The sequence below is a fragment of the Comamonas sp. 7D-2 genome (assembly GCF_022749555.1).
Classification (GTDB): domain Bacteria; phylum Pseudomonadota; class Gammaproteobacteria; order Burkholderiales; family Burkholderiaceae_C; genus Comamonas; species Comamonas thiooxydans.
Genome location: NZ_CP094238.1, coordinates 4,161,251 through 4,184,527, shown reverse-complemented (window position 1 = coordinate 4,184,527; position 23,277 = coordinate 4,161,251). Strand labels below are relative to the sequence as shown.

The 23,277-nt window shown below is 60.0% G+C and carries 20 protein-coding genes; 15 read left to right on the top strand and 5 right to left on the bottom strand.

Going from position 1 to position 23,277, the window contains the following annotated elements; translation table 11 throughout:
- Positions 1-42 precede the first annotated feature (42 nt).
- The 3 genes from gcl (at position 43) to glxR (ending at position 3,782) form a co-directional block, all read left to right on the top strand.
- The gene (gene gcl, locus MPZ60_RS19155; protein ID WP_003063995.1) at positions 43-1,833 is read left to right on the top strand and encodes a glyoxylate carboligase; all 1,791 of its coding nucleotides are present in this window, start codon (positions 43-45) and stop codon (positions 1,831-1,833) included.
- A gap of 149 nt (positions 1,834-1,982) precedes the next feature.
- Complete coding sequence (hyi, locus tag MPZ60_RS19150) at positions 1,983-2,786, top strand: hydroxypyruvate isomerase (protein ID WP_003063993.1); 804 nt, start codon at positions 1,983-1,985, stop codon at positions 2,784-2,786.
- Positions 2,787-2,870: 84 nt separating this feature from the next.
- The gene (glxR, locus tag MPZ60_RS19145; RefSeq protein ID WP_003063991.1) at positions 2,871-3,782 is read left to right on the top strand and encodes a 2-hydroxy-3-oxopropionate reductase; all 912 of its coding nucleotides are present in this window, start codon (positions 2,871-2,873) and stop codon (positions 3,780-3,782) included.
- A 96-nt stretch (positions 3,783-3,878) separates the two neighbouring features.
- On the opposite strand, the gene ggt is transcribed toward glxR, so the two are convergent.
- Positions 3,879-5,708 (bottom strand): gamma-glutamyltransferase, encoded by a 1,830-nt coding sequence (gene ggt / locus MPZ60_RS19140; RefSeq protein ID WP_034353712.1) that lies wholly within the window; start codon positions 5,706-5,708, stop codon positions 3,879-3,881.
- A 304-nt stretch (positions 5,709-6,012) separates the two neighbouring features.
- Between ggt and uraH the strand changes: the two genes are divergently transcribed.
- Positions 6,013-6,363, top strand: coding sequence for a hydroxyisourate hydrolase (gene uraH, locus MPZ60_RS19135; protein WP_003070903.1), 351 nt, complete (start codon positions 6,013-6,015; stop codon positions 6,361-6,363).
- A 135-nt stretch (positions 6,364-6,498) separates the two neighbouring features.
- Here uraH and MPZ60_RS19130 read toward each other — a convergent pair whose 3' ends face one another.
- Positions 6,499-6,888, bottom strand: coding sequence for a DoxX family protein (locus MPZ60_RS19130; RefSeq protein WP_034353709.1), 390 nt, complete (start codon positions 6,886-6,888; stop codon positions 6,499-6,501).
- Between the two features lie 326 nt (positions 6,889-7,214).
- On the opposite strand from MPZ60_RS19130, the gene MPZ60_RS19125 reads away from it, so the two are divergent.
- Positions 7,215-7,799 (top strand): YSC84-related protein, encoded by a 585-nt coding sequence (locus MPZ60_RS19125; RefSeq protein WP_034353706.1) that lies wholly within the window; start codon positions 7,215-7,217, stop codon positions 7,797-7,799.
- An 84-nt stretch (positions 7,800-7,883) separates the two neighbouring features.
- On the opposite strand, the gene MPZ60_RS19120 is transcribed toward MPZ60_RS19125, so the two are convergent.
- On the bottom strand, positions 7,884-8,294 hold the full coding sequence (locus tag MPZ60_RS19120) for an energy transducer TonB (protein ID WP_080746093.1): 411 nt from the start codon (positions 8,292-8,294) through the stop codon (positions 7,884-7,886).
- A gap of 265 nt (positions 8,295-8,559) precedes the next feature.
- Here MPZ60_RS19120 and xdhC point away from each other — a divergent pair, with 265 nt between their 5' ends.
- Together xdhC and MPZ60_RS19110 are read left to right on the top strand one after the other, a co-directional pair.
- A complete protein-coding gene (gene xdhC / locus MPZ60_RS19115; protein ID WP_034353700.1) occupies positions 8,560-9,390 on the top strand; it encodes a xanthine dehydrogenase accessory protein XdhC in 831 nt (276 codons plus the stop codon).
- Between the two features lie 292 nt (positions 9,391-9,682).
- Positions 9,683-10,999: a urate hydroxylase PuuD gene (locus MPZ60_RS19110; RefSeq protein WP_034353693.1), complete on the top strand. Its 1,317-nt coding sequence runs from the start codon at positions 9,683-9,685 to the stop codon at positions 10,997-10,999.
- A 233-nt stretch (positions 11,000-11,232) separates the two neighbouring features.
- Here MPZ60_RS19110 and MPZ60_RS19105 read toward each other — a convergent pair whose 3' ends face one another.
- On the bottom strand, positions 11,233-12,030 hold the full coding sequence (locus MPZ60_RS19105) for a helix-turn-helix domain-containing protein (RefSeq protein WP_034353690.1): 798 nt from the start codon (positions 12,028-12,030) through the stop codon (positions 11,233-11,235).
- A gap of 94 nt (positions 12,031-12,124) precedes the next feature.
- On the opposite strand from MPZ60_RS19105, the gene MPZ60_RS19100 reads away from it, so the two are divergent.
- Positions 12,125-12,796, top strand: a complete 672-nt coding sequence (locus MPZ60_RS19100; RefSeq protein ID WP_242607032.1) for an MSMEG_1061 family FMN-dependent PPOX-type flavoprotein — start codon at positions 12,125-12,127, stop codon at positions 12,794-12,796.
- Between the two features lie 67 nt (positions 12,797-12,863).
- On the opposite strand, the gene MPZ60_RS19095 is transcribed toward MPZ60_RS19100, so the two are convergent.
- Positions 12,864-13,505, bottom strand: a complete 642-nt coding sequence (locus tag MPZ60_RS19095; RefSeq protein WP_034353682.1) for a TetR/AcrR family transcriptional regulator — start codon at positions 13,503-13,505, stop codon at positions 12,864-12,866.
- A gap of 243 nt (positions 13,506-13,748) precedes the next feature.
- Between MPZ60_RS19095 and MPZ60_RS19090 the strand changes: the two genes are divergently transcribed.
- The 7 genes from MPZ60_RS19090 to MPZ60_RS19060 all read left to right on the top strand — a co-directional run bounded on the left by MPZ60_RS19090 (position 13,749) and on the right by MPZ60_RS19060 (position 23,117).
- Positions 13,749-15,443: an ABC transporter ATP-binding protein gene (locus MPZ60_RS19090; RefSeq protein WP_370688566.1), complete on the top strand. Its 1,695-nt coding sequence runs from the start codon at positions 13,749-13,751 to the stop codon at positions 15,441-15,443.
- On the top strand, positions 15,437-17,206 hold the full coding sequence (locus tag MPZ60_RS19085) for an ABC transporter ATP-binding protein (protein ID WP_034353674.1): 1,770 nt from the start codon (positions 15,437-15,439) through the stop codon (positions 17,204-17,206). The genes MPZ60_RS19090 and MPZ60_RS19085 overlap by 7 nt, the downstream gene beginning before the upstream one ends.
- Positions 17,206-18,147 carry an ABC transporter permease gene (locus MPZ60_RS19080; RefSeq protein ID WP_034353672.1) on the top strand — a complete coding sequence of 314 codons (942 nt, stop codon included), beginning with the start codon at positions 17,206-17,208 and terminating at the stop codon, positions 18,145-18,147. The genes MPZ60_RS19085 and MPZ60_RS19080 overlap by 1 nt, the downstream gene beginning before the upstream one ends.
- Positions 18,147-19,103 carry an iron chelate uptake ABC transporter family permease subunit gene (locus MPZ60_RS19075; protein ID WP_034353670.1) on the top strand — a complete coding sequence of 319 codons (957 nt, stop codon included), beginning with the start codon at positions 18,147-18,149 and terminating at the stop codon, positions 19,101-19,103. Before MPZ60_RS19080 ends, MPZ60_RS19075 begins: the two co-directional genes overlap by 1 nt.
- On the top strand, positions 19,100-19,876 hold the full coding sequence (locus tag MPZ60_RS19070) for an ABC transporter ATP-binding protein (RefSeq protein WP_034353669.1): 777 nt from the start codon (positions 19,100-19,102) through the stop codon (positions 19,874-19,876). The genes MPZ60_RS19075 and MPZ60_RS19070 overlap by 4 nt, the downstream gene beginning before the upstream one ends.
- On the top strand, positions 19,873-20,814 hold the full coding sequence (locus MPZ60_RS19065) for a siderophore ABC transporter substrate-binding protein (protein WP_034353666.1): 942 nt from the start codon (positions 19,873-19,875) through the stop codon (positions 20,812-20,814). Before MPZ60_RS19070 ends, MPZ60_RS19065 begins: the two co-directional genes overlap by 4 nt.
- Positions 20,815-20,912: 98 nt before the next feature.
- Entirely contained in the window at positions 20,913-23,117 is a 2,205-nt protein-coding gene (locus tag MPZ60_RS19060) for a TonB-dependent siderophore receptor (protein WP_034353664.1), read from the top strand.
- The last annotated feature ends 160 nt before the right edge of the window (positions 23,118-23,277 follow it).

The following is a 23,277-nucleotide window of genomic DNA, read 5'->3' as shown; positions in this document are numbered from 1 at the left end:
AAGGTCTTGACTAAAGTTCAACCAAGTTTTTAGGAGACCCTCATGGCCAAAATGAAAGCAATCGACGCCGCAGTCCTGGTGCTCGAAAAAGAAGGTGTAACCGTGACGTTTGGTGTGCCCGGCGCGGCCATCAACCCGCTGTACGCTGCAATGAAGAACCACGGCGGCATCGGTCACATTCTGGCCCGTCACGTGGAAGGCGCGAGCCACATGGCCGAAGGCTACACCCGTGCGGTGGCCGGCAATATCGGCGTGTGTATCGGCACCAGCGGCCCCGCCGGCACCGACATGATCACCGGTCTGTACTCGGCCAGCGCCGACTCCATTCCAATCTTGTGCATCACCGGTCAGGCACCTCGCTCGCGTCTGCACAAGGAAGACTTCCAGGCCGTGGACATCGCCTCCATCGCCAAGCCCGTGACCAAGTGGGCCACCACCGTGCTGGAACCCGCCCAGGTGCCACGTGCCTTCCAGCAGGCTTTCCACCTGATGCGCTCCGGCCGTCCCGGCCCCGTGCTGATCGATCTGCCCATCGACGTGCAGCTGGCCGAGATCGAATTCGACATCGATACCTACGAGCCCCTGCCTGCCTACAAGCCAGCCGCTTCGCGCAAGCAGGCCGAGAAGGCCATCGAGATGCTCAACGAGTCCGAGCGTCCCCTGCTGGTCTCCGGTGGCGGTGTGATCAACGCCGATGCTTCCGAGCTGATGGTCGAGCTGGCCGAGATCCTGAACGTGCCCGTGATCCCCACCCTGATGGGCTGGGGCACCATCCCCGACGATCACCCCCTGATGGTCGGCATGTGCGGTCTGCAGACCAGCCACCGCTACGGCAACGCCAACATGCTGGCTTCGGACTTCGTGTTCGGCATCGGCAACCGCTGGGCCAATCGCCACACCGGCTCGGTCGAGGTCTACACCAAGGGCCGCAAGTTCATCCACGTGGACATCGAGCCCACGCAGATCGGCCGCGTGTTCGCCCCCGACTACGGCATCGTCTCCGACGCCAAGGCTGCTCTGGAGCAATTCGTTGCCGTTGCCAAGGAGTGGAAGGCTGCCGGCAAGCTCAAGTGCCGCAAGGCCTGGGTGGCCGAGTGCCAGGGTCGCAAGAACAGCGTCGAGTACCTGCGCAAGACCAACTTCGACAACGTGCCGATGAAGCCCCAGCGCGTCTACCAGTGCATGAACCGCACCCTGGACCGCGACACCACCTATGTGTCCACCATCGGTCTGTCGCAGATCGCCGGTGCCCAGTTCCTGCACGTGTACAAACCCCGCAACTGGATCAACTGCGGCCAGGCCGGTCCTCTGGGCTGGACCACTCCCGCCGCCCTGGGTGTGCGCGTGGCCGATCCCCAGCGCAAGATCGTGGCACTGTCCGGCGACTACGACTTCCAGTTCATGATCGAAGAGCTGGCCGTGGGCGCGCAGTTCAAGCTGCCCTATGTTCACGTGCTGGTGAACAACAGCTATCTGGGTCTGATCCGTCAGGCACAGCGCGCTTTCTCGATCGACTATTGCGTGCAATTGGCGTTCGACAATATCAACATGGATGAGGGTGATGCGACCCGCGGCTACGGTGTTGACCATGTTAAGGTCGTTGAAGGTCTGGGTTGCAAGGCGATCCGCGTTCATCGCGCCGAAGACTTTGCCCCCGCCATGCAGCAGGCCGAAGCCTGGATGGCCGAGCACAAGACCCCTGTGGTGATCGAGTGCATCCTGGAGCGTGTGACCAACATCTCCATGGGCGCCGAAATCGACAACGTGGTCGAGTTCGAAGACCTGGCGACCGAAAAGGCCGACGCGCCCAGCGCACTGGCCCTGCTGGACTGATAGGAAAACTCCCCCGGAGCGGCTCTGCCGCTTCCCCCTCTCTGCGCGGGAGGGGGACGACGCCTTCGCTGCGGCGCAGCGCGGCCGGCTTAGGCCCTTGCTTGGCGTCTAGCGCCTGCAACTATTAACGATTACCGGAGACTTTTATCATGCCCCGTTTTGCAGCCAACCTGAGCATGTTGTTCACCGAGGTGCCTTTCCTCGAGCGTTTTGAGCGTGCCGCAAACGCAGGCTTTGAAGCCGTGGAGTTTCTCTTTCCCTACGCTCATACCGTGGAAGAGATCAAGGAGCGTCTGGACGCCACCGGCCTGAAGATTGTTCTGCACAACCTGCCCGCCGGCGACTGGGACGCGGGCGAACGTGGCATTGCCTGCGACCCCAAGCGCGTGGACGAGTTCCGCGCTGGCGTGGCCAAGGCCGTGACCTATGCCCACGCCCTGGGTGTGCCCCAGCTCAACTGCCTGGCCGGCAAGGTTCCTGCCGGTGTTGACGCTGCCGTGGTGCGCCGTACTTTCGTGGAAAACCTGCGTTTTGCTGCCGCCGCCCTGAGCGCCGCCAACATCCGCCTGCTGATCGAGCCGATCAACCCCTTCGACATCCCCGGCTTCTACCTGAACCGCACTGACGATGCCCTGTCCATCCTGGACGAAGTGGGTGCGCCCAACGCCTTTGTGCAGTACGACATCTACCACGCCCAGCGCGTGGAAGGCGAGCTGGCAGCCACCATGCAAAAGCAGCTGGGCCGCATCGGTCACATCCAACTGGCCGACAACCCCGGTCGCAACGAACCCGGCACGGGCGAGATCAACTACCCCTTCCTGTTCGCACACCTGGATCGCATCGGCTACGACGGCTGGATCGGTTGCGAATACAAGCCCGCCAACGGCACCGAGTCCGGCCTGGGCTGGCTGCAGAAGATCGGCGGCTGGAACAAGGTTGCCGTGGCTGCATGAATGGATGACCCGGTCTGTGGCGCCGGCTCGCAAAGCGCCATTGACCATCGAATTTGAGTATCAAGAAAACTGAGGAGTACAACCATGAACGCATCGTCTCTCAAGCTGGGCTTTATCGGTCTGGGCATCATGGGCGCGCCCATGTGCGGCCACCTGATTGCGGCCGGCCACCAACTGTTCGTCAACACCGTGGGCAAGGTGCCTGCCAACATCGCCGAAACCAGCGCCACCCAGTGCACCACTGCTCGCGGTGTGGCCGAGCGCGCCGACATCATCTTCATCATGGTGCCCGACACTCCCGACGTGGAGAAGGTGCTGTTCGGTGAAGACGGCGTGGCAGCCGGCCTCAAGGGCAGCTCCGGCAAGATCGTGGTCGACATGTCCTCCATCTCGCCCGTGGCCACCAAGGACTTTGCCAAGCGCATCGAAGCCGCTGGCGCCCAGTACCTGGACGCTCCCGTCTCCGGCGGTGAAGTCGGTGCCAAGAACGGCACCCTGTCCATCATGGTCGGCGGCCCCGATGCAGCCTTCGAACGCGTCAAGCCCCTGTTCGACAAGATGGGCAAGAACATCACCCTGGTGGGCGGCAACGGCGACGGCCAGACCGCCAAGGTGGCCAACCAGATCATCGTGGCTCTGAATATCGAAGCCGTGGCCGAAGCCCTGCTGTTTGCATCGCGCGCCGGTGCCGATCCAGCACGTGTGCGTGAAGCCCTGCTGGGCGGTTTTGCCTCTTCCAAGATCCTGGAAGTGCATGCCGAACGCATGATCAAGCGCACCTTCGATCCCGGCTTCCGTATCGCTTTGCACCAGAAGGACCTGAACCTGGCCCTGTCCAGCGCTCGTCAGCTGGGCGTGTCCCTGCCCAACACCGCTCAGGCTCAAGAGCTGTTCAACAGCTGCGTGGCCCACGGCGGCGCTGCCTGGGATCACTCGGGCATGGTGCGCGCCCTGGAAATCCAGGCCAACTTCGAAATCGGTCAGAAGGCTGAATAAAGAGAGGTGGGGAGGGCGGCCACTGGCCAAGCGTACGGCCAGCAGCCGCCTCAAGTGAAAGCCGCGCTCGGGGGAGCGCGGCTTTTTTGTTCAGCGTCAGTAACCCATGGTCTTTCCGTCAGGGTTGCGCGGGTCCGAAGCGCCGCGCAGCAGGCCGTCGCGGATCTCGATGGTCTGCGTGCGGCCCATGGATGCCTTCAGTGCCACCTTGTGGCCCCATTGTCTGAGCAGGGCCAGCGTATCGGGGCTGAAGCCTTTTTCAACGCGCAACTCGTCTGGCGTCCACTGGTGATGAAAGCGCGGCGTGGCAGCCGCTTCGGCCGGGTTCATGCCGAAGTCGATGTGATTGACGACTTGCTGCAGCACCGTGGTGATGATGCGCGCTCCGCCCGGACTGCCGGTGACGAGAACCGGCTTGCCGTCCTTGAGTACCAGGGTCGGTGTCATGGAGGACAGCGGCCGCTTGCCGGCCTGCACGGCATTCGCGTCGCCGCCCACCAGACCATAGGCATTGGCCACACCGGGCTTGGCCGAGAAATCGTCCATCTCGTTATTGAGCAAAATCCCCGTGCCCCTGGCGACGATGCCGCTGCCGAAATTGGTGTTCAGCGTATAGGTCACGGCCACCGCGTTGCCGGCCTTGTCCACCACCGAGTAATGGGTGGTCTGGTCGCTTTCATAAGGCTGGGGCCTGCCGGGCCGGATGTCCTTGGCGGGCCTGGCCTGCTGGGGCTTGATGCTGGCGGCCAGCTCGCTGGCATAGCCCTTGGAGATCAGCCCCTTGAGCGGAATCTTCACGAAGTCCGGGTCGCCCAGATACTCGGAGCGGTCGGCATAGGCGAGCTTCATGGCCTCGGTCATGTAGTGCACGCTTTGCGCGCTGTCGGCACCCCATTGATTCATGGGCCAGCGCTCCATCATGTTCAGGATCTGAATCAGATGCGCGCCGCCCGAAGAGGGCGGAGGCATGGTCACGATCTGGTAGCCGCGATAGCTGCCGCGCACGGGCTCGCGCTCGGCCACCTTGTAGTCGCGCAGGTCCTGTAGGCTGAGGGCATTGGCGTGCGGCGCCATCTCCGTCACGATCTTCTGCGCGATCGCCCCTTCGTAGAAGGCCTTGGCGCCCTGCTGGCTGATCAGGCGCAGGGACTGAGCCAGATCCTTTTGCACCAGCCTCTCGCCGCTTTGCAGCGGAGCGCCGTTCCTCCAGAAAACGGCCTGGGTGGCGGGCCAGCGGCCCATATTCTTTTTTTCCTGATCCAGAGTCTTGGCCAGGGTGACGCTGACGGGATAGCCCTTGTCCGCCAGCGCAATCGCGGGAGCCATGACCCTGGCCAGCGGCATGCTGCCCCAGCGCGAGAGCGCATGCGTCATGCCCGCCACGGTGCCGGGCACGCCTACGGCGTAATGGGTGTAGAGAGATTTGCCGTCGATGACCTTGCCGCCGGCATCCAGATACATATTGCGTGACGCGCCTTTGGGTGCCACTTCGCGGAAGTCCAGCGCAATGTCCTTGCCGCTCCGCGCGTCGTGCACCATCATGAAGCCGCCGCCGCCGATATTGCCGGCATTGGGCAAGGCCACGGCCAGGGCAAAACCCACGGCCACGGCGGCATCGACGGCATTGCCGCCCGCCTTGAGAATATCCACGCCGATCTGCGTGGCCAGCTCCTGCTCCGAGGCCACCATGCCGTTCTTGGCGATGACGGGGTGAAAGACATCCAGCTCGAAGTCATAGGCAGCAGCGGCTGCCTGGGCGGCGGCGGTCTGGGTGACGGCTGGCGCTGCGGCCTGAGCGGTGGCGTCGTTACGGATGGCCGCGCGTTCGTTGCTGGCGGGCTCTAGCGTGGCCGTGCTGCTGCAGGCGCTCAGGCCGGCCAGGGCGATGAGCAGGCTGGCTGTCAGGGCGGTGGTGCGCAATTGCATGCGTTGTCTCCTGTTCGCTTGATGAATCGGGCCAGTGTATAGAGGCTTGCACAGATGCCAACCGGACATAGCTGGCTATGTGCCTGAAAGTCAAGGCAGAAAAGCCTTTGATGGAGTACAGGAACTGTATACACTTTAGCGATCAAAGCGCTGCGCTCATGCGCGAGCAGACTTTGTGATGGCATAGATGTTTCAGGGCTTACGCAAACAGGAATGCAACAACGGTCTGCCTGAACCCGTTTTGCGTAAGTCGTGTGTTTGATACAACCAAGGGCAGTGGCAAACTGCCTGTGAGGAGATTTCCATGGGCCTGAGCACCCACGTTCTCGACACCATGAATGGCTGCCCCGCCGCAGGCATGGCTGTCGAGCTGTTTTCCACCGAAGGCGACAAGGCCACGCTGATCAAGAGCCTGGTGCTCAATCATGACGGCCGCACCGACGCGCCGCTGTTCGACAACAACACGCTCAAGGTCGGCACTTACCGTCTGACCTTTGATGTTGCGGCCTACTTCAAGGCCCGTGGCGTGCAACTGCCAGAACCCAGCTTTCTGAACAAGGTGAGCCTGGACTTCGGCGTGGCCAATGTGGAGCAGCACTACCACGTGCCTTTGCTGGTCAGCCCCTGGAGCTACTCCACCTATCGCGGCTCCTGAGCGGGACGTGAGTCTCTCGAAGCGGGAGACATGGCAAAAACAAGAGCGGCTTGCGCAGGTTATTTCAAGGTTTCAGCATTAAAAGGCATTGAAACCAAGATATGACAGGCGCAAGCCGCTCTTGTTTTTAAGGACTTATTTGCCCTTGGAATACGCCATGGCCACGACCAGGGCGCTCACGAAATAAAAGGCCTGCAGCTCCAGTGCCCAGCCGCCGGTGTTGTTGAGCATCAGAATCTGCCGGGTGTGCATCAGCGCAAATGCCACCACCATATTCACCGCAATCACCAGTGCGGCAGGCACCACCCACAAGCCCACCAGCAAAAGCAAAGGCGCGACCACTTCGCCCAGATAGACGGCATAGGCCAGAAATCCCGGCGCACCCAGGCTCTCGACCTTCGCCTCAATGCTGCCTATGCCATAACGAATCTTGGCCCAGCCGTGCAGCAGCATGAGCAAGGCCAGGGTGACACGCAGCACAACCAGAGCTGCCTTGGGGTGGTGAAAGTAATTCCAGAACTTCATGAACTTCCTGTCGTCCGCGCGATGCTTATATCAACAATGCTAGCGCCTGTTTCAGACAATTCGTCGGATTGCCTATGGATGGGGCCAAGTCTTGTCTTATGTTCATGTTGTAGGTCTTTTTCGACAACTGCTCTTGCCTTCTGTAGGCCAATGGCGCAAGCTGTAACCGCTGAGTTTTATCGGCAACGCTGCGCACTAGCATCGTGCCAACCCTGTTTCTGACAGCTTTGCATCGGGGGGATGTGCAAAAGCGACTCAATGTCGGACTGCAGGACCTTCTACCTCTGAAATGTGTCTGCACATTCATCCCATGAAAGGATATAGGTATGCGTCAAATTTCTCTGCGTTCTGTTGCGATGGCTGCTGCACTGGCTGCCGGTGCCATGACCATGACGGCCTGCACCACGACCAAGCCTGACACGGCATCGGCTCCCCGTGCCGATTCCACAACGGTCAATACCCGTGCCAATGCAGCTCTGGAGCGCCTGTACCAGACCGCACCAGGATCCAAGGAAATGGTGCAACGCGCCAAGGGGGTGCTGATCTTCCCGTCGGTGATTGGCGGCAGCTTTGTGGTCGGGGTGGAGCATGGCCGCGGCGTGCTGCGCGTGGGCGGTCAAAACCGTGGTTTCTACAGCACGACAGCGGCCTCTATCGGATGGCAAGCTGGTGGTCAGTCCAAGGCTGTGATCTATGTGTTCAACACACAGGAGGCGCTGGACAAGTTCCTCAAGAGCGACGGCTGGTCCGTGGGGGCTGATGCCACCGTGGCAGCTGGCAAGATCGGTGCCAATGGCAGCGTGGACACCACGACCGCTCAGGCTCCGGTCACCAGCTATGTGCTGACCAACGCGGGCCTGGAGGCCGGCGTATCGCTGCAAGGCACGAAGATCACCAAAGTGGTCGAATAAGCCTCGCCTGGCTTGTGACAACAAAAAACCGGCCTTGGCCGGTTTTTTGTTGTCCGATGCAGCGGGTTGCATCGCTGTGTGCTTTTACTGGCCCAACTGACCTTCGGTCAAGGTGTCGAGCTGGAAGCGTCCCGACTTGTCCCACAGCCAGGTGTCGGTATAGGTCACGCTGCGACCCGGGGCCGGGAAGGGGGCGGCGGAGCGAACGGCTCGCTCGATCTCGGCCACCACTTCGGGGGCATGGCCTGGCTTGCGCATCCAGTGCAGGTTTTTCACGCGGCCCTGGCCGTCGAGTTGAACCTGCAGCACGCCGATCGCATACAGCATAGGCGGCAGCATACCCTGGTAGATGCGGCCGGAGTTGCGTTCATACAGATGCTGGGCGGCCTGCTTGCGATAACTGGGGCTGGCCTTGTCGGCGGGCGTCGTGCCGATGGATGGGCTTTGAGGTGCGATCTGACAGGCGGTCAGCACCGCTGCAACGGCAGCCATCATCCCGGTCCGCAGCCAGTTCAGGGGGCGGCGGGCTGGTGTGGTGCGGGTGGGGTTGTGGGTTTCAGACATGACGCCAAGCGTAGCCGCAAATGGATGGAGGCAGCTGCCTGGGGACACAATTCTGAAGCCTCCTCGTGAAAAATCTGCAACGACTCGTCAAATCCGGTCCGGATATGCATCCGATTAATGTGCTCATACGCTTGTCTGTCTATTGCGACTCGCAAAATGCATGAACATCGGTCATCAAAGCAATCGGCGTTCAGTCATGTGGAGCGAAACACAGCAAGGAATCTTGAACCGTCTGGCGCAGCAGCCGCTGTGCTGGGTGCAGGTACAGGCCACTCGTGGCTCCGTGCCCCGCGAGGAGGGGGCCTGGATGGCAGTGTTCGCCGATGAGGTGATGGGGACGATCGGCGGTGGTCATCTGGAATGGCAGGCCATTGCTCAGGCGCGCCAGCTGCTGGCGCAGTGGGACGCAGACCCCTCAGCCTTGCGCGAGCATATCCAGCGGTATGCGCTTGGCCCCAGTCTGGGGCAATGTTGCGGCGGTGCGCTGGAGCTGCACTTTGCATGGTTTGACGCCCGCGATGCGCAACGTCTGCGGGCTTTGATGCCCGAGCCGTCGCAATGTGTGGCCTTGTTCGGCGCTGGCCATGTGGGGCATGCGCTGGTGCGCATTTTGCGCAGCTTGCCGTACCGCGTGGTCTGGGTGGACAGCCGTGATGCAGTCTTTCCCGTGGAGGAGCAGATAGGGGTGCAGTGCGAGCACTCCGATCCGGTGCAGGCCGCGGTGGCAGAGCTGCCGCCGCAGTCGCAGGTGCTCATCATGAGCTTCAGCCATGCCGAAGACCTGGAGGTGGTGGCGCAATGCCTGCTGCGCCAGCGCGAGCGAGGAGATCTGCCTTTCGTGGGGTTGATTGGCAGCAAGACCAAATGGGCCAGTTTCAGCAGCCGCTTGCGCAGGCGAGGGTTCAGCGATGCAGAGCTGGCTCACATCACCTGCCCGATCGGTGTGCCGGGCATTACCGGCAAGGAGCCCGAGGTGATCGCTGTGGCGGTGGCGGCGCAGCTTCTGCAGCGCTTGTCTGCGAGCTGATGGTGCAATGAATGCCCTGATCTGGTGCGTGTGGCCGCAAACATGCGGTTACCTGCCCTAAAAATCAGGCCCGATCCTTGCATATCGCTCTTGTATTAGGGAAATCTCTAGGGTGGTTTATCCCTGATTCGAGAGTTGCGGCAGCAAAAATTGCATACACTTTCGGTCGACAGAATGGTCGCAGCGGTGCCCCGTGTGTAACGCTCCGGGAGCGCGGCCTTTTCTTCTGCTCAGAGCGCCCGCAGTGGTGAGCAGGTTGTTCGGCAGCCCCACGCTGCCAAGGTTGAGAGCTATGGAAAGCTACATTCTCGACTGGGCCGGCCTGCTGTTGCGGTGGCTCCACGTCATTACCGCGATCGCCTGGGTCGGTTCCTCCTTCTACTTTGTGTTCCTGGACAGCAGCTTGACGCCGCCCGTGGATGACGACCTGAAGAAACAGGGCGTTAACGGCGAACTCTGGGCTGTGCACGGTGGCGGTTTCTACCACCCCGTCAAGTTCAATGTGTCTCCTCCCAAGATGCCGGATCACCTGCACTGGTTCTACTGGGAAAGCTACACCACGTGGCTGTCCGGCTTTGCCCTGCTGACGGTCTCCTACCTCTGGAACGCCAACATCTATCTGGTCACTCCCGGCGACCCCAATGCCATGAGCACCGGCGCTGCCGTGGCTTCGGCTCTGGGCTTCCTGGTGGTCTTCTGGCTGCTGTATGACTTCATCTGCCGCACTTTCGGCCAGAAGAAGAATGGCGATGCCACCGTCGGTGCCATGGTTCTGGTGCTGGTGTGTATCGCAGCCTACCTGGCCTGCCACATCTTCCCCGGCCAGGCAGCCTTCCTGCTGATGGGCGCGATGATCGCGACGTCCATGAGCGCCAACGTGTTCTTCTGGATCATCCCTGGCCAGCGCAAGGTGGTGGCTTCGCTCAAGGCTGGTGAGCCTGTGGACCCACGTCACGGCCAACGTGCCAAGCAGCGCAGCGTGCACAACACCTATTTCACGCTGCCCGTGCTGTTCGCCATGCTGTCCAATCACTATGGCTGGTTGTACAGCCACAAGCTGAACTGGCTGGTGCTGATCGGCATGATGTTTGCCGGTGCTGCCATTCGCCAGTTCTTCGTGATGCGCCACGGCTACAAGCTGGGTCGCAACAGCCACCCCTGGCCTTACGCTGCTGTCGGCGTAGCTGCTCTGCTGGCCGTGTTTGTCTGGCTCAAGCCTGCTCCTGTGGCTGCAACTGCTCCAGTAGCGGCTGCTCCAGCGGCACCCGCAGCCGGGCAGGTTGCAACTTCCGCGGCCCCTGCAGCTGAAGTCGCAACTCCTGCAGCCGAAGCCACGTCACCTGCTGCTGCTCCCGCAGCCGCTGGCGGAGAAGGCTTTGCCAAGGTCAATGCGATCTTCCAGCAGCACTGTGTGGTGTGCCACGGCACGGCCATCCAGCAAAAGGCGGTCCGTCTGGACTCCCCCGAAGCGGTGAAGTCGCACGCCCAGCAGATCTACCAACAGGTGGTGCAGCTGAAGAAGATGCCTTTTGGCAACCCTGCGGCTCTGTCCGACGACGAACGCAACCTGATCAAGACCTGGTACGAGTCCGGCGCTGCCGTGAACTGACCATCAGCTGTTCGGGGTAATTGAAGTCGTAGGCAGCGATCTGGTATCCATGCGGCTTTCTGTGGAGCTAGGTTGCGTCAGCAAAGCCTAGACTCCTTCTCCTCGTAAAAAGCGCTCCTTGTGAGCGCTTTTTTTTATTGAAATTCAGCATTAAGGCTGCGGTGTTGAACAAGACGACTGCAGCAAATGAAAGTGTGAAGTCTGCCTTGGGCTGAGGACTCAACTGATCCCTGCTAAACGGCTTTCAAGCGTGATCGATAACATGCCGGCGTTTCACCGAAGGTCCGGCGAAACAGGCTGATGTAAGCGCTGATACTGGCATAGCCGAGATCCAGTGCAATGGCTGTAATGCTTATGCCTTCGGCAAGCATCTCAAGTGATCGCAATAGGCGTACGCGCTGGCGCCAGGCAGTGAAATTAAAGCCTGTCTCGCTGACAAATCTGCGACTGAGAGTGCGTGAGCTGATAGCCCCGAAACTTGCCCAGTCATCGATGCTGCGCTCGTCGGCTGGATTGGCTATCAACGCTTTGGCAATACGCTGCAGACGCGCATCCGCTGGTATGGGCAGGCCAAACTCCTCAACCGGCAGGCTTCTGATCTCGTCCAGAACCACAGCGCATATATGTGATTGTGCTTGACTCGATTGATCGGAGGCTTGCGGCATGGAGCTGGCAATACGCAGCACCGCTTCGCGCAGCAGGCCCGATACCCTGATGATGCAGGGTTGTGCCGGCAAATTGGCGCATGCGGCTTCTGCCACATAGGCGCTCCAGCCATGGTAGGGGCCGAAGGAGCGCCCCGCGTGAGCATGATGGGGAGGAAGCCAAACGGCATGTATCGCCGGCACCACCCAGAGACCGCCATCGACCTGCACCGAGATCAGGCCTTTGATTGAACCAAACAATTGACCGCGTGCATGCTGATGCATCTCGGAAGATAGTTCACTCTCCAGCATTCGAGTGGCCGCTACAACACTGGGCCCGTCAGGGGAGTCCATATAGGAGCCCAACAGATGCATGAGATCAGGCATGGCGGATTTGAGTTATCTAATGGCCGATAAATTCTACAGCCGCCATATCACCTAGGCCTACGCTTGCAACTTTCCTCAAACACAGGAGTTTCACGTGCCTTTATCAAAAGACTCGGCGGATCAAGGGTTGCACAAGAGCAGTCAGTCAGATGCAGTTGATCTGAATCGGCTGTACGCGCGCCCAACGGAGCGAATTCAGAAAGCGGTTCTCGATCATTTGATGGATTTCCACAAGGCGTATTTGGCAAAAGCGACGTTTTTCTGTCTTGCCACAGGAGATGGGAATGGCTTGGATGCATCGCCACGCGGAGGTCCTCCCGGTTTCGTGCGGGTACTGGATGCACGCACCTTGGTTTTTGCGGACTGGCCCGGCAACAATCGCATTGCCTCCTTGCGCAATCTTCAGAATGACGACCGGTTGGCGATGCTGTTTCTCTTCCCTGGTCTGGAAACCTTTTTGCGAATCAATGGACGCGGTCGAGTTTCATCCGATGGTGACCTGATGCAAGAGTTGCGAGAAGGGATCAAGGTGCCAAAAACTGCAATAGTGATTCGGATCGATGAAGTGTTGTTTCACTGTGGACGTGCCATCAATCGCGCCCGGTTGTGGCGCGACGAGAGTCATCTGGACCCCAATCATCTGCCTACAGTCGGAGATGTGATGGCTGGCCTGGCCCAATTGCAGGGTGACGCTCAATTCACATCAGAACAGATCGTTCACGCAAATGAGCGCTACTCAAGTGCCGTAAGAACTGAGCTTTATTGAGCGCTCACAGCTTCGCCCCATCTCTGTCCATCTCTGCCGCATGCCCTGCGGTCTCGCAGGACTTGAATTACTTGTTGATGCGAGCGCCGATCTTGGGGTCTCGCCTGCTTTCGAGTAGCCCCAGGGCTCCTGCTATCAAGGCATGGGTTCCCTCAAGCAATTCTGCCTCCATCTCTGCCTCTTGCAGTTGCCCGTCCGCTTCGTCAAGCGGCTCCAGGCGGGCTGCGGCATACACCGTGTCGGCCGCAGAGATGCAAAAGAAGGTCACGGTGGAGAGCAGCCAGCGTGATTGTTCCTTGGTGATGCCGTAGGCCTGTGCAATATGGGCCTGATGGGCGCTGATCTTCTCCAGCATGGCCGGTGTGGCCGCCAGGCGGCGAATCACGAAGGGAGTGACGCCGGGGTGCGCTTTTACGAACTGTCGTGTGGACGCAGTGAACCCCATAAGGTATTCCTCCAGCCCGATCTGCTGAGGGCTTGTTGCCTGCGGCAACTCCCAGCGCTTGAAGATTTCCTCTGCAATCAGGTGTTTGAGTGCTTCCAGGCTTGGCACATGCTTGTAGAGCGCCATGTGGCTGACGCCCAGTGCAGCGGCAACGCCGACGAACGTAATGCCAGGAAGGCCGATGGAAATTCCGGCGTCTGCAATTTTCTCTCTGGTGATGGAGCGTGGTCTCCCACGAGTCGAGGGCTTGGGTGTGTGGGGCATACGCTGGTTCTCAGTCTCTGGGCGAGATTGTCGGTGATTCACATCACTCGTCGTAGACCTATTGCTTGAATCGTTTTGAATTAGTTTATCATCATGCAACTAATTATCGTAAAGCTTCTCGTTCGCATCTTTGTGAGAGATGGCCTTCTTCCATATCGAATGTCTACCTCTGAATCGCTTGCAGTTGCTGCCAGACCCGCGCAGCCGATCGCCCGGATATTCGCGCCTGTTCGCGGGCGCTTGATGCTTGCTGGCCTGAGCGCTGCGGTTGGCACCATGTTCACGCTGGTGCCACTGGCGGTCATCGCGCATATCGTCAAGCAAGCCTTGCTCGATGACTTGGGGGGCATATGGGTCAGCATCGCTGTCGGAGTGCTGTGCATGTTCGTAGGCATGGGTTTGGTGATCGTCGCCGAGCTGATCGCGCACCTGGCAGACAACCGCCTCACTTACGATCTGCGCCTTGCTGTAATCAAGCGGCTGTCGCAAGTGCCTTTGGGCTGGTTTACTGCCCGCGCCTCAGGGGAGGTCAAGCAGGCGCTGCAGGACGATATCGCGACGCTGCACAGTCTGACTGCGCATTTCTATACCGCCGTGGGGCGTGCGGCCGGGGCGATCGTGATTGCAGTGATTTATCTGTTTGTGCTGGATTGGCGCATGGCGATCTTTGCGCTGCTGCCATTTCCCGGATTCTTCGTTTTTCTCAAGCGCGCAATGAAAGCCAGCAATGCGCACATGCAGGAGTTCGTTGCACGACTGGGGCGGATCAACAGCGCTACGGTGGAGTTCGCGGGCGGGATTCCGGTCATCAAGGCCTTTGGTGGAGCGAGCCTGGTCCACGCAGGTTACAGAGATGCCGTGGATGGATTTGCCAGTGCCTTTACGGATTTCACTCGCCCGCTGGTGATCTCCATGGCTCGTGCGCATGCATTGATTGCGCCTGTGACCGTGCTCGGTGTGGTGCTGGCTTCTGGCGCTGCGTTTGTGGCCATGGGCTGGATGCAGCCTCTTGATGTATTGCCGTTCGCACTCGTCGCGCCCGGTATTTGTGCGCCGCTTTTGCTTTTGCATACCTTGCTGCATGACCTGCAGGGTGCAACCGGTGCGGCCCAGCGCGTGCTGGCATTGCTGGACACTCCGGTGCTGCCGCAACCGGCGCCGGGGCAGCCATCGCATCCTGAAGGCAATGCCGTGCGTTTCGAGCAGGTGGGTTATGCGTATGCGGCAGAGCATCAGGTGCTGTCCGGCATCAGCTTCGACATGCATCCCGGCACCGTCACGGCCGTGGTCGGCCCTTCGGGTTCAGGAAAATCCACGCTGGCACGTTTGCTGTTGCGGTTTTTCGATCCCGCACAGGGGCGCATCACTCTGGGTGGAGTCGATTTACGGCAGATCACCAGCACAACCCTGTATCAACGCATTGGCTTTGTGCTGCAGGAAGTGCAGCTGATTCACGCCAGTGTGCGCGAGAACATTGCGCTGGCCCGTCCATCGGCCACTATGGAGGAAATCGAGGCAGCAGCCCGCGCAGCCCACATCCACGATCGCATTCTGGCGTTGCCGCGTGGCTACGACTCCGTGGTTGGCGAGGATGCGCAGCTCTCCGGTGGGGAGCGCCAGCGCCTGAGCATTGCCCGGGCAGTGCTGCTGAATCCGCCCATTCTCGTGCTGGATGAAGCTACCGCATCTGCAGATGTGGAAAGCGAAGCCTTCATTCAGGACGCACTTTCTCGCTTTGCACGTGGGCGCACCTTGCTGGTGATTGCACACCGGCTCGACACCATCGTGCATGCGGATCGCATTCTGGTGCTGCGCGATGGAGAGATTGCCGAGCAAGGCAGACATGCGCAACTGATGGCTGAAGACGGTCTCTATGCGCGGCTGTGGCAGCTTGGTGCTTATGCCAGCCCGATGCCAAAGAGTGAGCTGCCATGCTGAAGACCTTTTTGAAGTTGCTGGGTGATGATGCACGCCTGCTGCACCGCTACACATGGATGGCTGTTGCCTACGGTGTGCTGTGCGGTCTGACGATGGCAGTGCTGCAACCGTTGCTGACGCATTGGTTGCAAGGTGACTGGCGTGCAGCCATGGGCTGGCTATGCGTGCTGCTGCTGGGTGTGCTGCTGTCATGGATTGCCAGACGTGTCGTGGAGCAGGCGGGCATCCGTGTCGGCGTGGCGCTTCTGCAAGGCGGACGGCATCGCCTGGGCCTTCATATGGCGAGTCTGCCCATCGGCTGGTATACGCCGAAAAATACCGCGCGCATCGGTCATGTGGTGACGCAGGGGATGATGAGCATTGCGCAATTGCCGGCGCATGTTTTCACTCCACTCATCAGTGGTGCGGCCACGGCCGTGATCGTGTTGGTGGCACTTCTGGTTGTGAGTCCGGTCCTGGGGCTCACTGCGCTGATTGCGCTGCCATTGCTTGCAGGATCGTTCGCATTGACCTCGTCGATGTCGGCGCGCGCCAATGCAGCTTTTCAGCGTGACTTTGCCCAAGCCAGCCAGCGTGTGGTGGAGTTTGCGCAGGCCCAATCCGTGCTGCGCGCGTTCAGCGGCGATGGCCGCAGCACACGCTTTCTGGAGCAGGCCATCAACGAGCAACGTCAATCCGGACTGCGGCTGGTGGTGTTGTCATCGCTGTCCTCCGTATTCTGTGTATGGACCGTGCAGCTGATCTTTGCCGTGCTGCTGGTGGTCGCGATATCCGGTTTGAACGCAGCATCCGGTGGCTCTTTGTCCACAGCGCAAATCATTGCCTTGACGGTTGCGTTACTGCTTGTGGTGCGTTTTATCGAGCCCTTGCAGGAAATCGCCGGCTACGCGGAAGTGCTTAGGAGTGCAGGCTCGCAGCTGCAAGCAGTACAGGAGCTATTTGCCGTGCAGCCGCTGCCGCAACCGAAGCAGGCAACACTTGTTGGCGATTCTTGCGTGGAGTTGCGTGATGTGCGGTTTCAATATCCCGGGTCTGCAGAGGAAGTGCTGCACGGTGTGAGCCTACATGTGCCGCCGCGCAGCATGACGGCGCTGATAGGGGCATCTGGTTCCGGCAAGTCCACGGTGATGCGACTGATCGCCCGTTTCTTCGATGCCACGCAGGGCGAGGTCTTGATCGCAGGCGTGGATGTCCGTGACATTGGCGATGCGCAACTGGCCGGGCAAATCAGCCAGATCTTTCAGGATAGCTATCTGCTTTGCGGCAGCATTGCCGACAACATCCGCATTGGCAAATCGGACGCCAGCGATGCGCAAGTTCTGCAAGCTGCGCATCAGGCCGGGCTTGATGAAGTCATTGCGCGATTGCCAGACGGGGTGCTGACAATGGTGGGCGAAAACGGCGCACGTCTTTCCGGAGGGGAACGCCAGCGCATAGCGATTGCCCGGGCCTTGATCAAGGAGTCCCCCATCCTGCTGGTGGATGAAGCCACTGCTGCGCTGGACGCAGAGAACCAGTCCATCATCGCTCAAACACTTGCACGGCTGAAGGGGCAGCGCACGCTCATCGTGATCGCGCACCAGCTCTCCACCATTGCCATGGCCGATCAGATTGTGGTGCTGGAAGGCGGCGGCGTGGTAGAGAGCGGATCACCTGCGCAGTTAAAGGCAAGGCAGGGTCGCTATGCCCAATTGCTTGCGCAGAGCCGCGCTGCCAAAGGCTGGCGCATGGACGCAGTGCAAATGTCTGGGGATTCCGTGTGATGCGCAAGCGTTGGTTGCTGGTGTTTGCTGTGCTGTGCGTGGTGTCCGTGCTGCTGGGGGCGCGGCAGATGGTGTGGTCGGACGTGCTTTCATTCTCCGGCGATGCCTGGCTCACCCTGACTGCAAGCCGCTTGCCGCGTTTGGCGGCGCTGGTGCTTACGGGGGCGGGTCTGTCGGTGTGCGGCGTGATCCTGCAGCACATCGTGCGCAACAAGTTTGTGGAGCCGGGCACCACAGGGGGGCTGGATGCGGCCAAGCTCGGTATCTTGGTGGCGCTGACCGTGATGCCTGCTGCGGGAACCCTGAGCCGGATGCTGTTTGCGCTGGTGTTCTGCCTGATGGCAAGTCTGCTGTTCATTGCCGTGATTCGACGTATCCAGTTTCGCAATCTGGTGCTGGTGCCCGTCGTCGGTCTGATGTACGGCAGCGTGCTCACCTCGATTGCCGAGTTCTATGCATACAGCCACAACATTCTGCAAAGCATGCAGGGCTGGTTGCTGGGTGACTTTTCCCGCGTGGTGCAAGGCCATTACGAGATTCTCTACATTATTTTTCCGGTAGTGATGCTGGCCTATCTGTATGCGCACCGCTTCACTGTGCTGGGCATGGGCGAAGACATCGCCACGAGTCTGGGCCTGGGTTATGCAGCCACGGCCATCATCGGTTTGGTGCTGGTGGCATTGACGATTTCTGCCACGGTGATTGCCGTGGGGGCGATTCCTTTTGTGGGCCTTGTAGTGCCCCAGCTGGTTGCCATGCGCTGTGGTGAGAACTTGCGACGCACATTGCCACTGGTGGCTTTGGGAGGTGCATCCCTGCTGCTGGCCTGCGACATTGCAGGCCGCCTGGTGATGTACCCGTTCGAGGTGCCTATCGGCCTTACTGCCGGTGCGGTGGGCGGTGTGATGTTCCTGGTGCTGATTGTGCGGGGACTTCGCTGATGCGCATGTCGTTGACCAAGACCTGCTGGTTCGCCGCGCTGTCGATTGCACTCCTGGCGCTTGCTTTTGTGCTGCTGGGCTCCGGACTGGATACGGATTATGTGATCCCCAAGCGCCTTGTACGCCTTGCGTCGATTGTCATCGGCGGCATCTGCGTGGCAGTGTCGGCCATAGTGTTTCAGGCGCTGGTGAACAACCGCATTCTGACGCCGTCCATCATGGGTTACGAGGCCGTGTATCTGCTGTGGCAGGCCATGCTGCTGTTCCTGCTGGGTACACATGGCTTGAGCATGCTTGGCGTACACGGGAATTTCCTCGTCTCCGTGCTGTTGATGCTGACCTATTCATGGGCACTTCAATGGTGGCTGTTGCGCCGCGGCCGCAATGATGTCTATGTGCTGCTGCTGCTCGGTCTGGTGCTGACCATGGTGATCGGCACGTTCACCCAGTTTGTGCAACTGCGCATCAGCCCCGGCGAGTTTGCAGTGTTTCAGGGCGTGAGCTACACATCCTTCAATCGTGCCAAGCCGCAGACTTTGCTCTATGCCGCCATTGCGGTAGCGCTCGCCTGTGCCGCGGTCCGCAAGACGCTGGCGGTGCTGGATGTGCTGGCTCTGGGGCGTGAGCAGGCCATTTCTCTGGGCGTGTCGCATGGCCGGTATTTGCAGCTCTACCTGGCGCTGATCGCCATTTTGGTGGCGCTGTCCACCAGCCTTGTGGGACCTACAGCCTTCATGGGCATCTTTGTGGCCAACATCGTCTACGCCCTGGTGCCGCATGCACGCCACCGCGTCACGCTGCCGCTGGGGTGTGCGGTTGCCATTGCCGTTTTTCTTGCAGCTCAACTGCTGGTTGAGCATGTTTTCAACTACAAGACCACCGTCAGCATCCTGGTGAATCTGGTGTGCGGTGTGTATTTCCTGGCACTGATTGTGCGCAAACGGGGTGCAGCATGATGGGTGTCAACCATCTTTCCAAGCAATATGGCGGCAGGACGGTGTTGTCAGACGTGAGCGTGGAGTTTCCTGCTCAACGCGTCACATCGCTGATCGGACCCAATGGTGCGGGCAAGTCCACGCTGCTCATGCTGATGGCGCGCTTGCTGGAGCCCAGCAGCGGTGCGATTCAGTGGCGGGCACGTGACGTCAGCCGAATTCCCGTTGCCGAATACGCACGGCATGTTGCCACGCTGCGTCAGGCCCCCGGCTTCAATATGCGCCTGACGGTGGAAGAGCTGGTCGCTTTTGGACGTTTCCCGCATAGCCGTGGCGCGCTGACGGTTCACGACCGCCAAGCCATGGATGAGGCAATCGCCTTTCTGTCTTTGGAGCCGCTGCGTCACGCTTTCATCGATGAGATCAGCGGCGGTCAGCGGCAGATGGCATTTCTCGCAATGACGATTGCGCAGCAGACAGATGTGCTGCTGCTTGACGAGCCACTCAACAACCTCGACATGAGGCACGCCGTACAGATCATGCGCGCACTGCGTCGCCTCTGCGACGAGCAGGGCCGCACCGTGATTTTGGTGATTCATGACATCAACTTTGCGGTCAATTACTCGGACCACATAGTCGCGCTCAAGAACGGAGCACTGCGCTTTCACGGCCCGGCTCAGGACGTGGTGACCGAGACGCGCATGGCCGATCTGTACGAGCTGGATTTCGAGATCACGCGCAACCAGCGTGGCTGTTTCTGCAATTACTTCACATCCAGGGAAGATCACTCATGAATTCGTTGCGCAGGCAAATCCTGCTCTCTGTTGGCGGCGTGGCGGTTTTGTCCTTCGCGCCCGGCATGGCTCACGCCTATGAGCCTGTTTCCATCCGTCACAAACTGGGCACCACGCTCATCAAGCGTCTGCCGCAGCGTGTGGCGGCACTGGAGATGAACGAGGTGGACTTCCTCGATCAGCTTGGCGTGCCCGTTGCGGGAATGGTGAAGGACTACGTTCCCCATTTCCTAGCCAAGTACAAGGGCGACGCCAAGGTGCAGGATCTCGGCGCCATCGTACAGCCCAATCTGGAGCGTGTGCACGCGCTGAGGCCGGATCTCATCCTGATGACATCGCTGCAGGCCGGCAAATACGAGGAGCTGGCTGAAATTGCCCCCGCCTTGTACTACGAGGTGGACTTCAAGAACAGCGAGAAGGGACATATCGAAGTCGTCAAGAACCATCTGCTGACCCTGGGCCGCATATTCAACAAGGAAGGGCTTGCCAGCGCCAAGGCTGCAGAGCTGGATGCACAGGTTCAACAGGTGCGGCGCATCACGCAAGGTCGGCTGGAGCGGGCCATGATCGTGTTGCACAACAACGGAGCTTTCAGCTCCTTCGGCCTGCAATCGCGTTACGGCTTTGTGTTCAGCGCGCTGGGCGTGAAGCCCGCAAGCTCTGCGCTGGAAACCAGTCTGCATGGGCAACCCATCTCCAGCGAATTCATCCAGCAGGCGGATCCAGAGATCCTTTATGTGGTGGATCGCACTGCGGTGATGGAGCGCCGCCCCGTCATCAATGCCGATGGCATTGCCAATCCCTTGCTGCGCCAGACCAAGGCCTGGAAGAACGGGCACGTGGTGTTTGTCGATGCAGATGCCTGGTACACCACAGGTGCCAGCCCAAGCTCACTGAAGCTGTTGTTTAGCGATGTGCTCAAGGGCTATTCGCGCTGATTGCTTCTTTATTTGTCATAGCCAGGTCCATACCCAGCCAGCAGTTCTATTAAGCATGCGGTGCAAAAACGTCATGCATGTATCGACAGGAATCGGGTATGCCCAAGAACCCAGGTCTCATTTCACAAAACTCTCTGAAGACTCCTCCATTTGCGCGCCGGCGTAGCGTGATGTGCCCCTATGTGCTGCTGGGACTGGCCATGGGCAGTCAGCTGGCGGGAGCGGCGCACGCCCAAGTGCCAACCAGCGAGGCCGAGGCCACTCTGCCACAAGTCACCGTGCAAGAAAAAGTCGCTCCCGTCACCGCTCCCTATGCGGGGGGGCAGGTCAATTCCGGCGGTCGTGTCGGCCTGTTGGGAGACAAGGACTTCATGGAGACGCCCTTCAACACCATCAGCTATACGGAAAAGTTCACGCAGGATCGTCAGGCACAGACCATTACCGATGTGATCTCTGCCACCGATCCCACGGTGTTCAGCAATGGGGTTGCCGCGTCATGGAGCGAGAACTACTCGATTCGCGGTTTCTCTTCGAGCAGCTCGGACATGACGCTGGGCGGTCTCTACGGCATGGCTCCTTACTACCGCACCACGCCGGAGATGTTCGAGCGCATCGAAGTCCTCAAAGGACCGTCCGCATTGCTCAATGGCATGCCCCCTGGAGGATCAGTAGGGGGGGCCGTCAACCTGGTTCCCAAACGCGCTGCCAGCGATCCCATCACGCGGCTGACTACCACCTATATGTTGGATTCGCAGTTTGGCGGCCATATTGATCTGGGACGCAGATTTGGCGCAGACAAGCAGTTCGGCATCCGCTTCAATGGTGTTTACCGTGGAGGTGAAGGGGCGGTAAACCAGCAGGACAAGAAATCCAGGCTTGCATCACTGGGCCTTGACTGGCGTGGCGATCGAGCCCGGATCTCCGCCGACTTCTACACCAGCGATGACCGCGTGAACGGCGTGACGCGAGGCATCAGTCTGGCTCCGGGTGTGGCCATTCCCAGGCCGCCCAAGCCTGAGACCTTGCTGAACCCCAACTGGTCGCATGTGCACAACCAGGACAAGGCAGCGATGGTGCGCGGTGAATTCGATGTGAACGATCAGGTAATGGCCTACGCGGCCTTCGGCGTCAGCAAAACCGACTATGAATACAACGGCGCGATGTCGGCTCAGGTGCTCAACGCTGCGGGCGATTTCAAGACCGCCATGGGACAACTGGCCTTCGAGCAGAAAAAGCGTTCGGCTGAAATTGGTCTCAAGGGAAGGCTCCAAACCGGAGCCATCAAGCATCAATGGGCGCTCAATGCAACGCACTATGCTCACAAGCAGGACGACTATGGTCGCCGCAGCGTGCCGGGTGCAGACTGGACTACCAACCTCTACAACCCGGTCTGGGGACCGGAAGCGCCCTTTGTTGCGCCGCACATCTCGCACACCGAGGTGCGCCTGAGCAGCTATGGCCTGGCGGACACCATGTCATTTGCCGAAGATCGTGTGCAACTCACCCTGGGTGTGCGCCGCCAGCAAGTGGTCAGCGACGCCTTCAGTATCACCACGGGGGCGCGCACTTCGCGATATGACCAAAGCGCCACATCGCCTGCTGCAGCATTGCTGTTCAGGGCGACAGAACATGTTTCGGCCTATGCCAATTACATTGAAGGCCTGAGCCAGGGCGCAACCGCACCAATGACCGCGGCGAATGCGGGCGAAGTATTTGCGCCTTACAAGACCAAGCAGAAAGAAGTGGGTGTCAAACTTGATCTTGGGGAATTCGCGCACACGCTCAGTCTGTTCGAGATCACACGCCCCAGCAGCTATACGGACCCGGTCACCAATATCTTCTCGTTCGGCGGCGAGCAGCGCAATCGCGGCATTGAATGGGGCTTCTGGGGATCGCCGCTGCGTGGCGTACGCCTGATGGGCGGGATTGCCTACACCGCGCCCAAGCTGACGCAGACCGCAGGCGGCGTCAATCAGGGCAAAGTCGCCACGGGTGTACCCAAGCTGCAAGGAAAATTGGGTGCTGAATGGGATGTTCCTGCCATTGCCGGGCTGACTGTTACGGGTAATGCCACGGCGGTGTCCAAGCAATATATCAGTGCGGACAACAGCCTTTGGGCGGCAGGTCGTGTGACCTACGACCTCGGTGCACGCTATGCAACCAAGGTCGCCGGCAACCCAGTCACGTTTCGCGCGACGCTGCTGAACGTTTCCAACAAGGCCTATTGGGGCATGCCACTGCTGTCCAGCTTGGCACTGGGGGCGCCACGCACGCTGGCGCTGTCGGCAACGGTTGACTTCTGACGCGGGTGTGCAGGAGCTGGGCTGGAGGGGTTGCTGGAGTTTGCAGCCAGGCCTCTGGTCTTCAGGTGGATGACGCTCTTGCTAATTCAGAGCAGGTACGGATCCGAGATCCTTTGACGACGGCCGCGCAGTTGATGCATCTGCGCGGCTGCTATGACTC

Bases quoted from the DNA above. Each gene is read 5' to 3' on its own strand.
- MPZ60_RS19095 (WP_034353682.1), bottom strand. From the start codon at position 13,505: ATGCCCCACACACCCAAGCCCTCGACTCGTGGGAGACCACGCTCCATC.
- MPZ60_RS19060 (WP_034353664.1), top strand. From the start codon at position 20,913: ATGCCCAAGAACCCAGGTCTCATTTCACAAAACTCTCTGAAGACTCCT.
- MPZ60_RS19070 (WP_034353669.1), top strand. From the start codon at position 19,100: ATGATGGGTGTCAACCATCTTTCCAAGCAATATGGCGGCAGGACGGTG.
- MPZ60_RS19085 (WP_034353674.1), top strand. From the start codon at position 15,437: ATGCTGAAGACCTTTTTGAAGTTGCTGGGTGATGATGCACGCCTGCTG.
- MPZ60_RS19120 (WP_080746093.1), bottom strand. From the start codon at position 8,294: ATGATGGCTGCCGTTGCAGCGGTGCTGACCGCCTGTCAGATCGCACCT.
- glxR (WP_003063991.1), top strand. From the start codon at position 2,871: ATGAACGCATCGTCTCTCAAGCTGGGCTTTATCGGTCTGGGCATCATG.
- MPZ60_RS19130 (WP_034353709.1), bottom strand. From the start codon at position 6,888: ATGAAGTTCTGGAATTACTTTCACCACCCCAAGGCAGCTCTGGTTGTG.
- MPZ60_RS19090 (WP_370688566.1), top strand. From the start codon at position 13,749: ATGCTTGCTGGCCTGAGCGCTGCGGTTGGCACCATGTTCACGCTGGTG.
- MPZ60_RS19105 (WP_034353690.1), bottom strand. From the start codon at position 12,030: ATGCCTGATCTCATGCATCTGTTGGGCTCCTATATGGACTCCCCTGAC.
- uraH (WP_003070903.1), top strand. From the start codon at position 6,013: ATGGGCCTGAGCACCCACGTTCTCGACACCATGAATGGCTGCCCCGCC.
- MPZ60_RS19075 (WP_034353670.1), top strand. From the start codon at position 18,147: ATGCGCATGTCGTTGACCAAGACCTGCTGGTTCGCCGCGCTGTCGATT.
- ggt (WP_034353712.1), bottom strand. From the start codon at position 5,708: ATGCAATTGCGCACCACCGCCCTGACAGCCAGCCTGCTCATCGCCCTG.
- gcl (WP_003063995.1), top strand. From the start codon at position 43: ATGGCCAAAATGAAAGCAATCGACGCCGCAGTCCTGGTGCTCGAAAAA.
- MPZ60_RS19110 (WP_034353693.1), top strand. From the start codon at position 9,683: ATGGAAAGCTACATTCTCGACTGGGCCGGCCTGCTGTTGCGGTGGCTC.
- MPZ60_RS19125 (WP_034353706.1), top strand. From the start codon at position 7,215: ATGCGTCAAATTTCTCTGCGTTCTGTTGCGATGGCTGCTGCACTGGCT.
- xdhC (WP_034353700.1), top strand. From the start codon at position 8,560: ATGTGGAGCGAAACACAGCAAGGAATCTTGAACCGTCTGGCGCAGCAG.
- hyi (WP_003063993.1), top strand. From the start codon at position 1,983: ATGCCCCGTTTTGCAGCCAACCTGAGCATGTTGTTCACCGAGGTGCCT.
- MPZ60_RS19065 (WP_034353666.1), top strand. From the start codon at position 19,873: ATGAATTCGTTGCGCAGGCAAATCCTGCTCTCTGTTGGCGGCGTGGCG.
- MPZ60_RS19080 (WP_034353672.1), top strand. From the start codon at position 17,206: ATGCGCAAGCGTTGGTTGCTGGTGTTTGCTGTGCTGTGCGTGGTGTCC.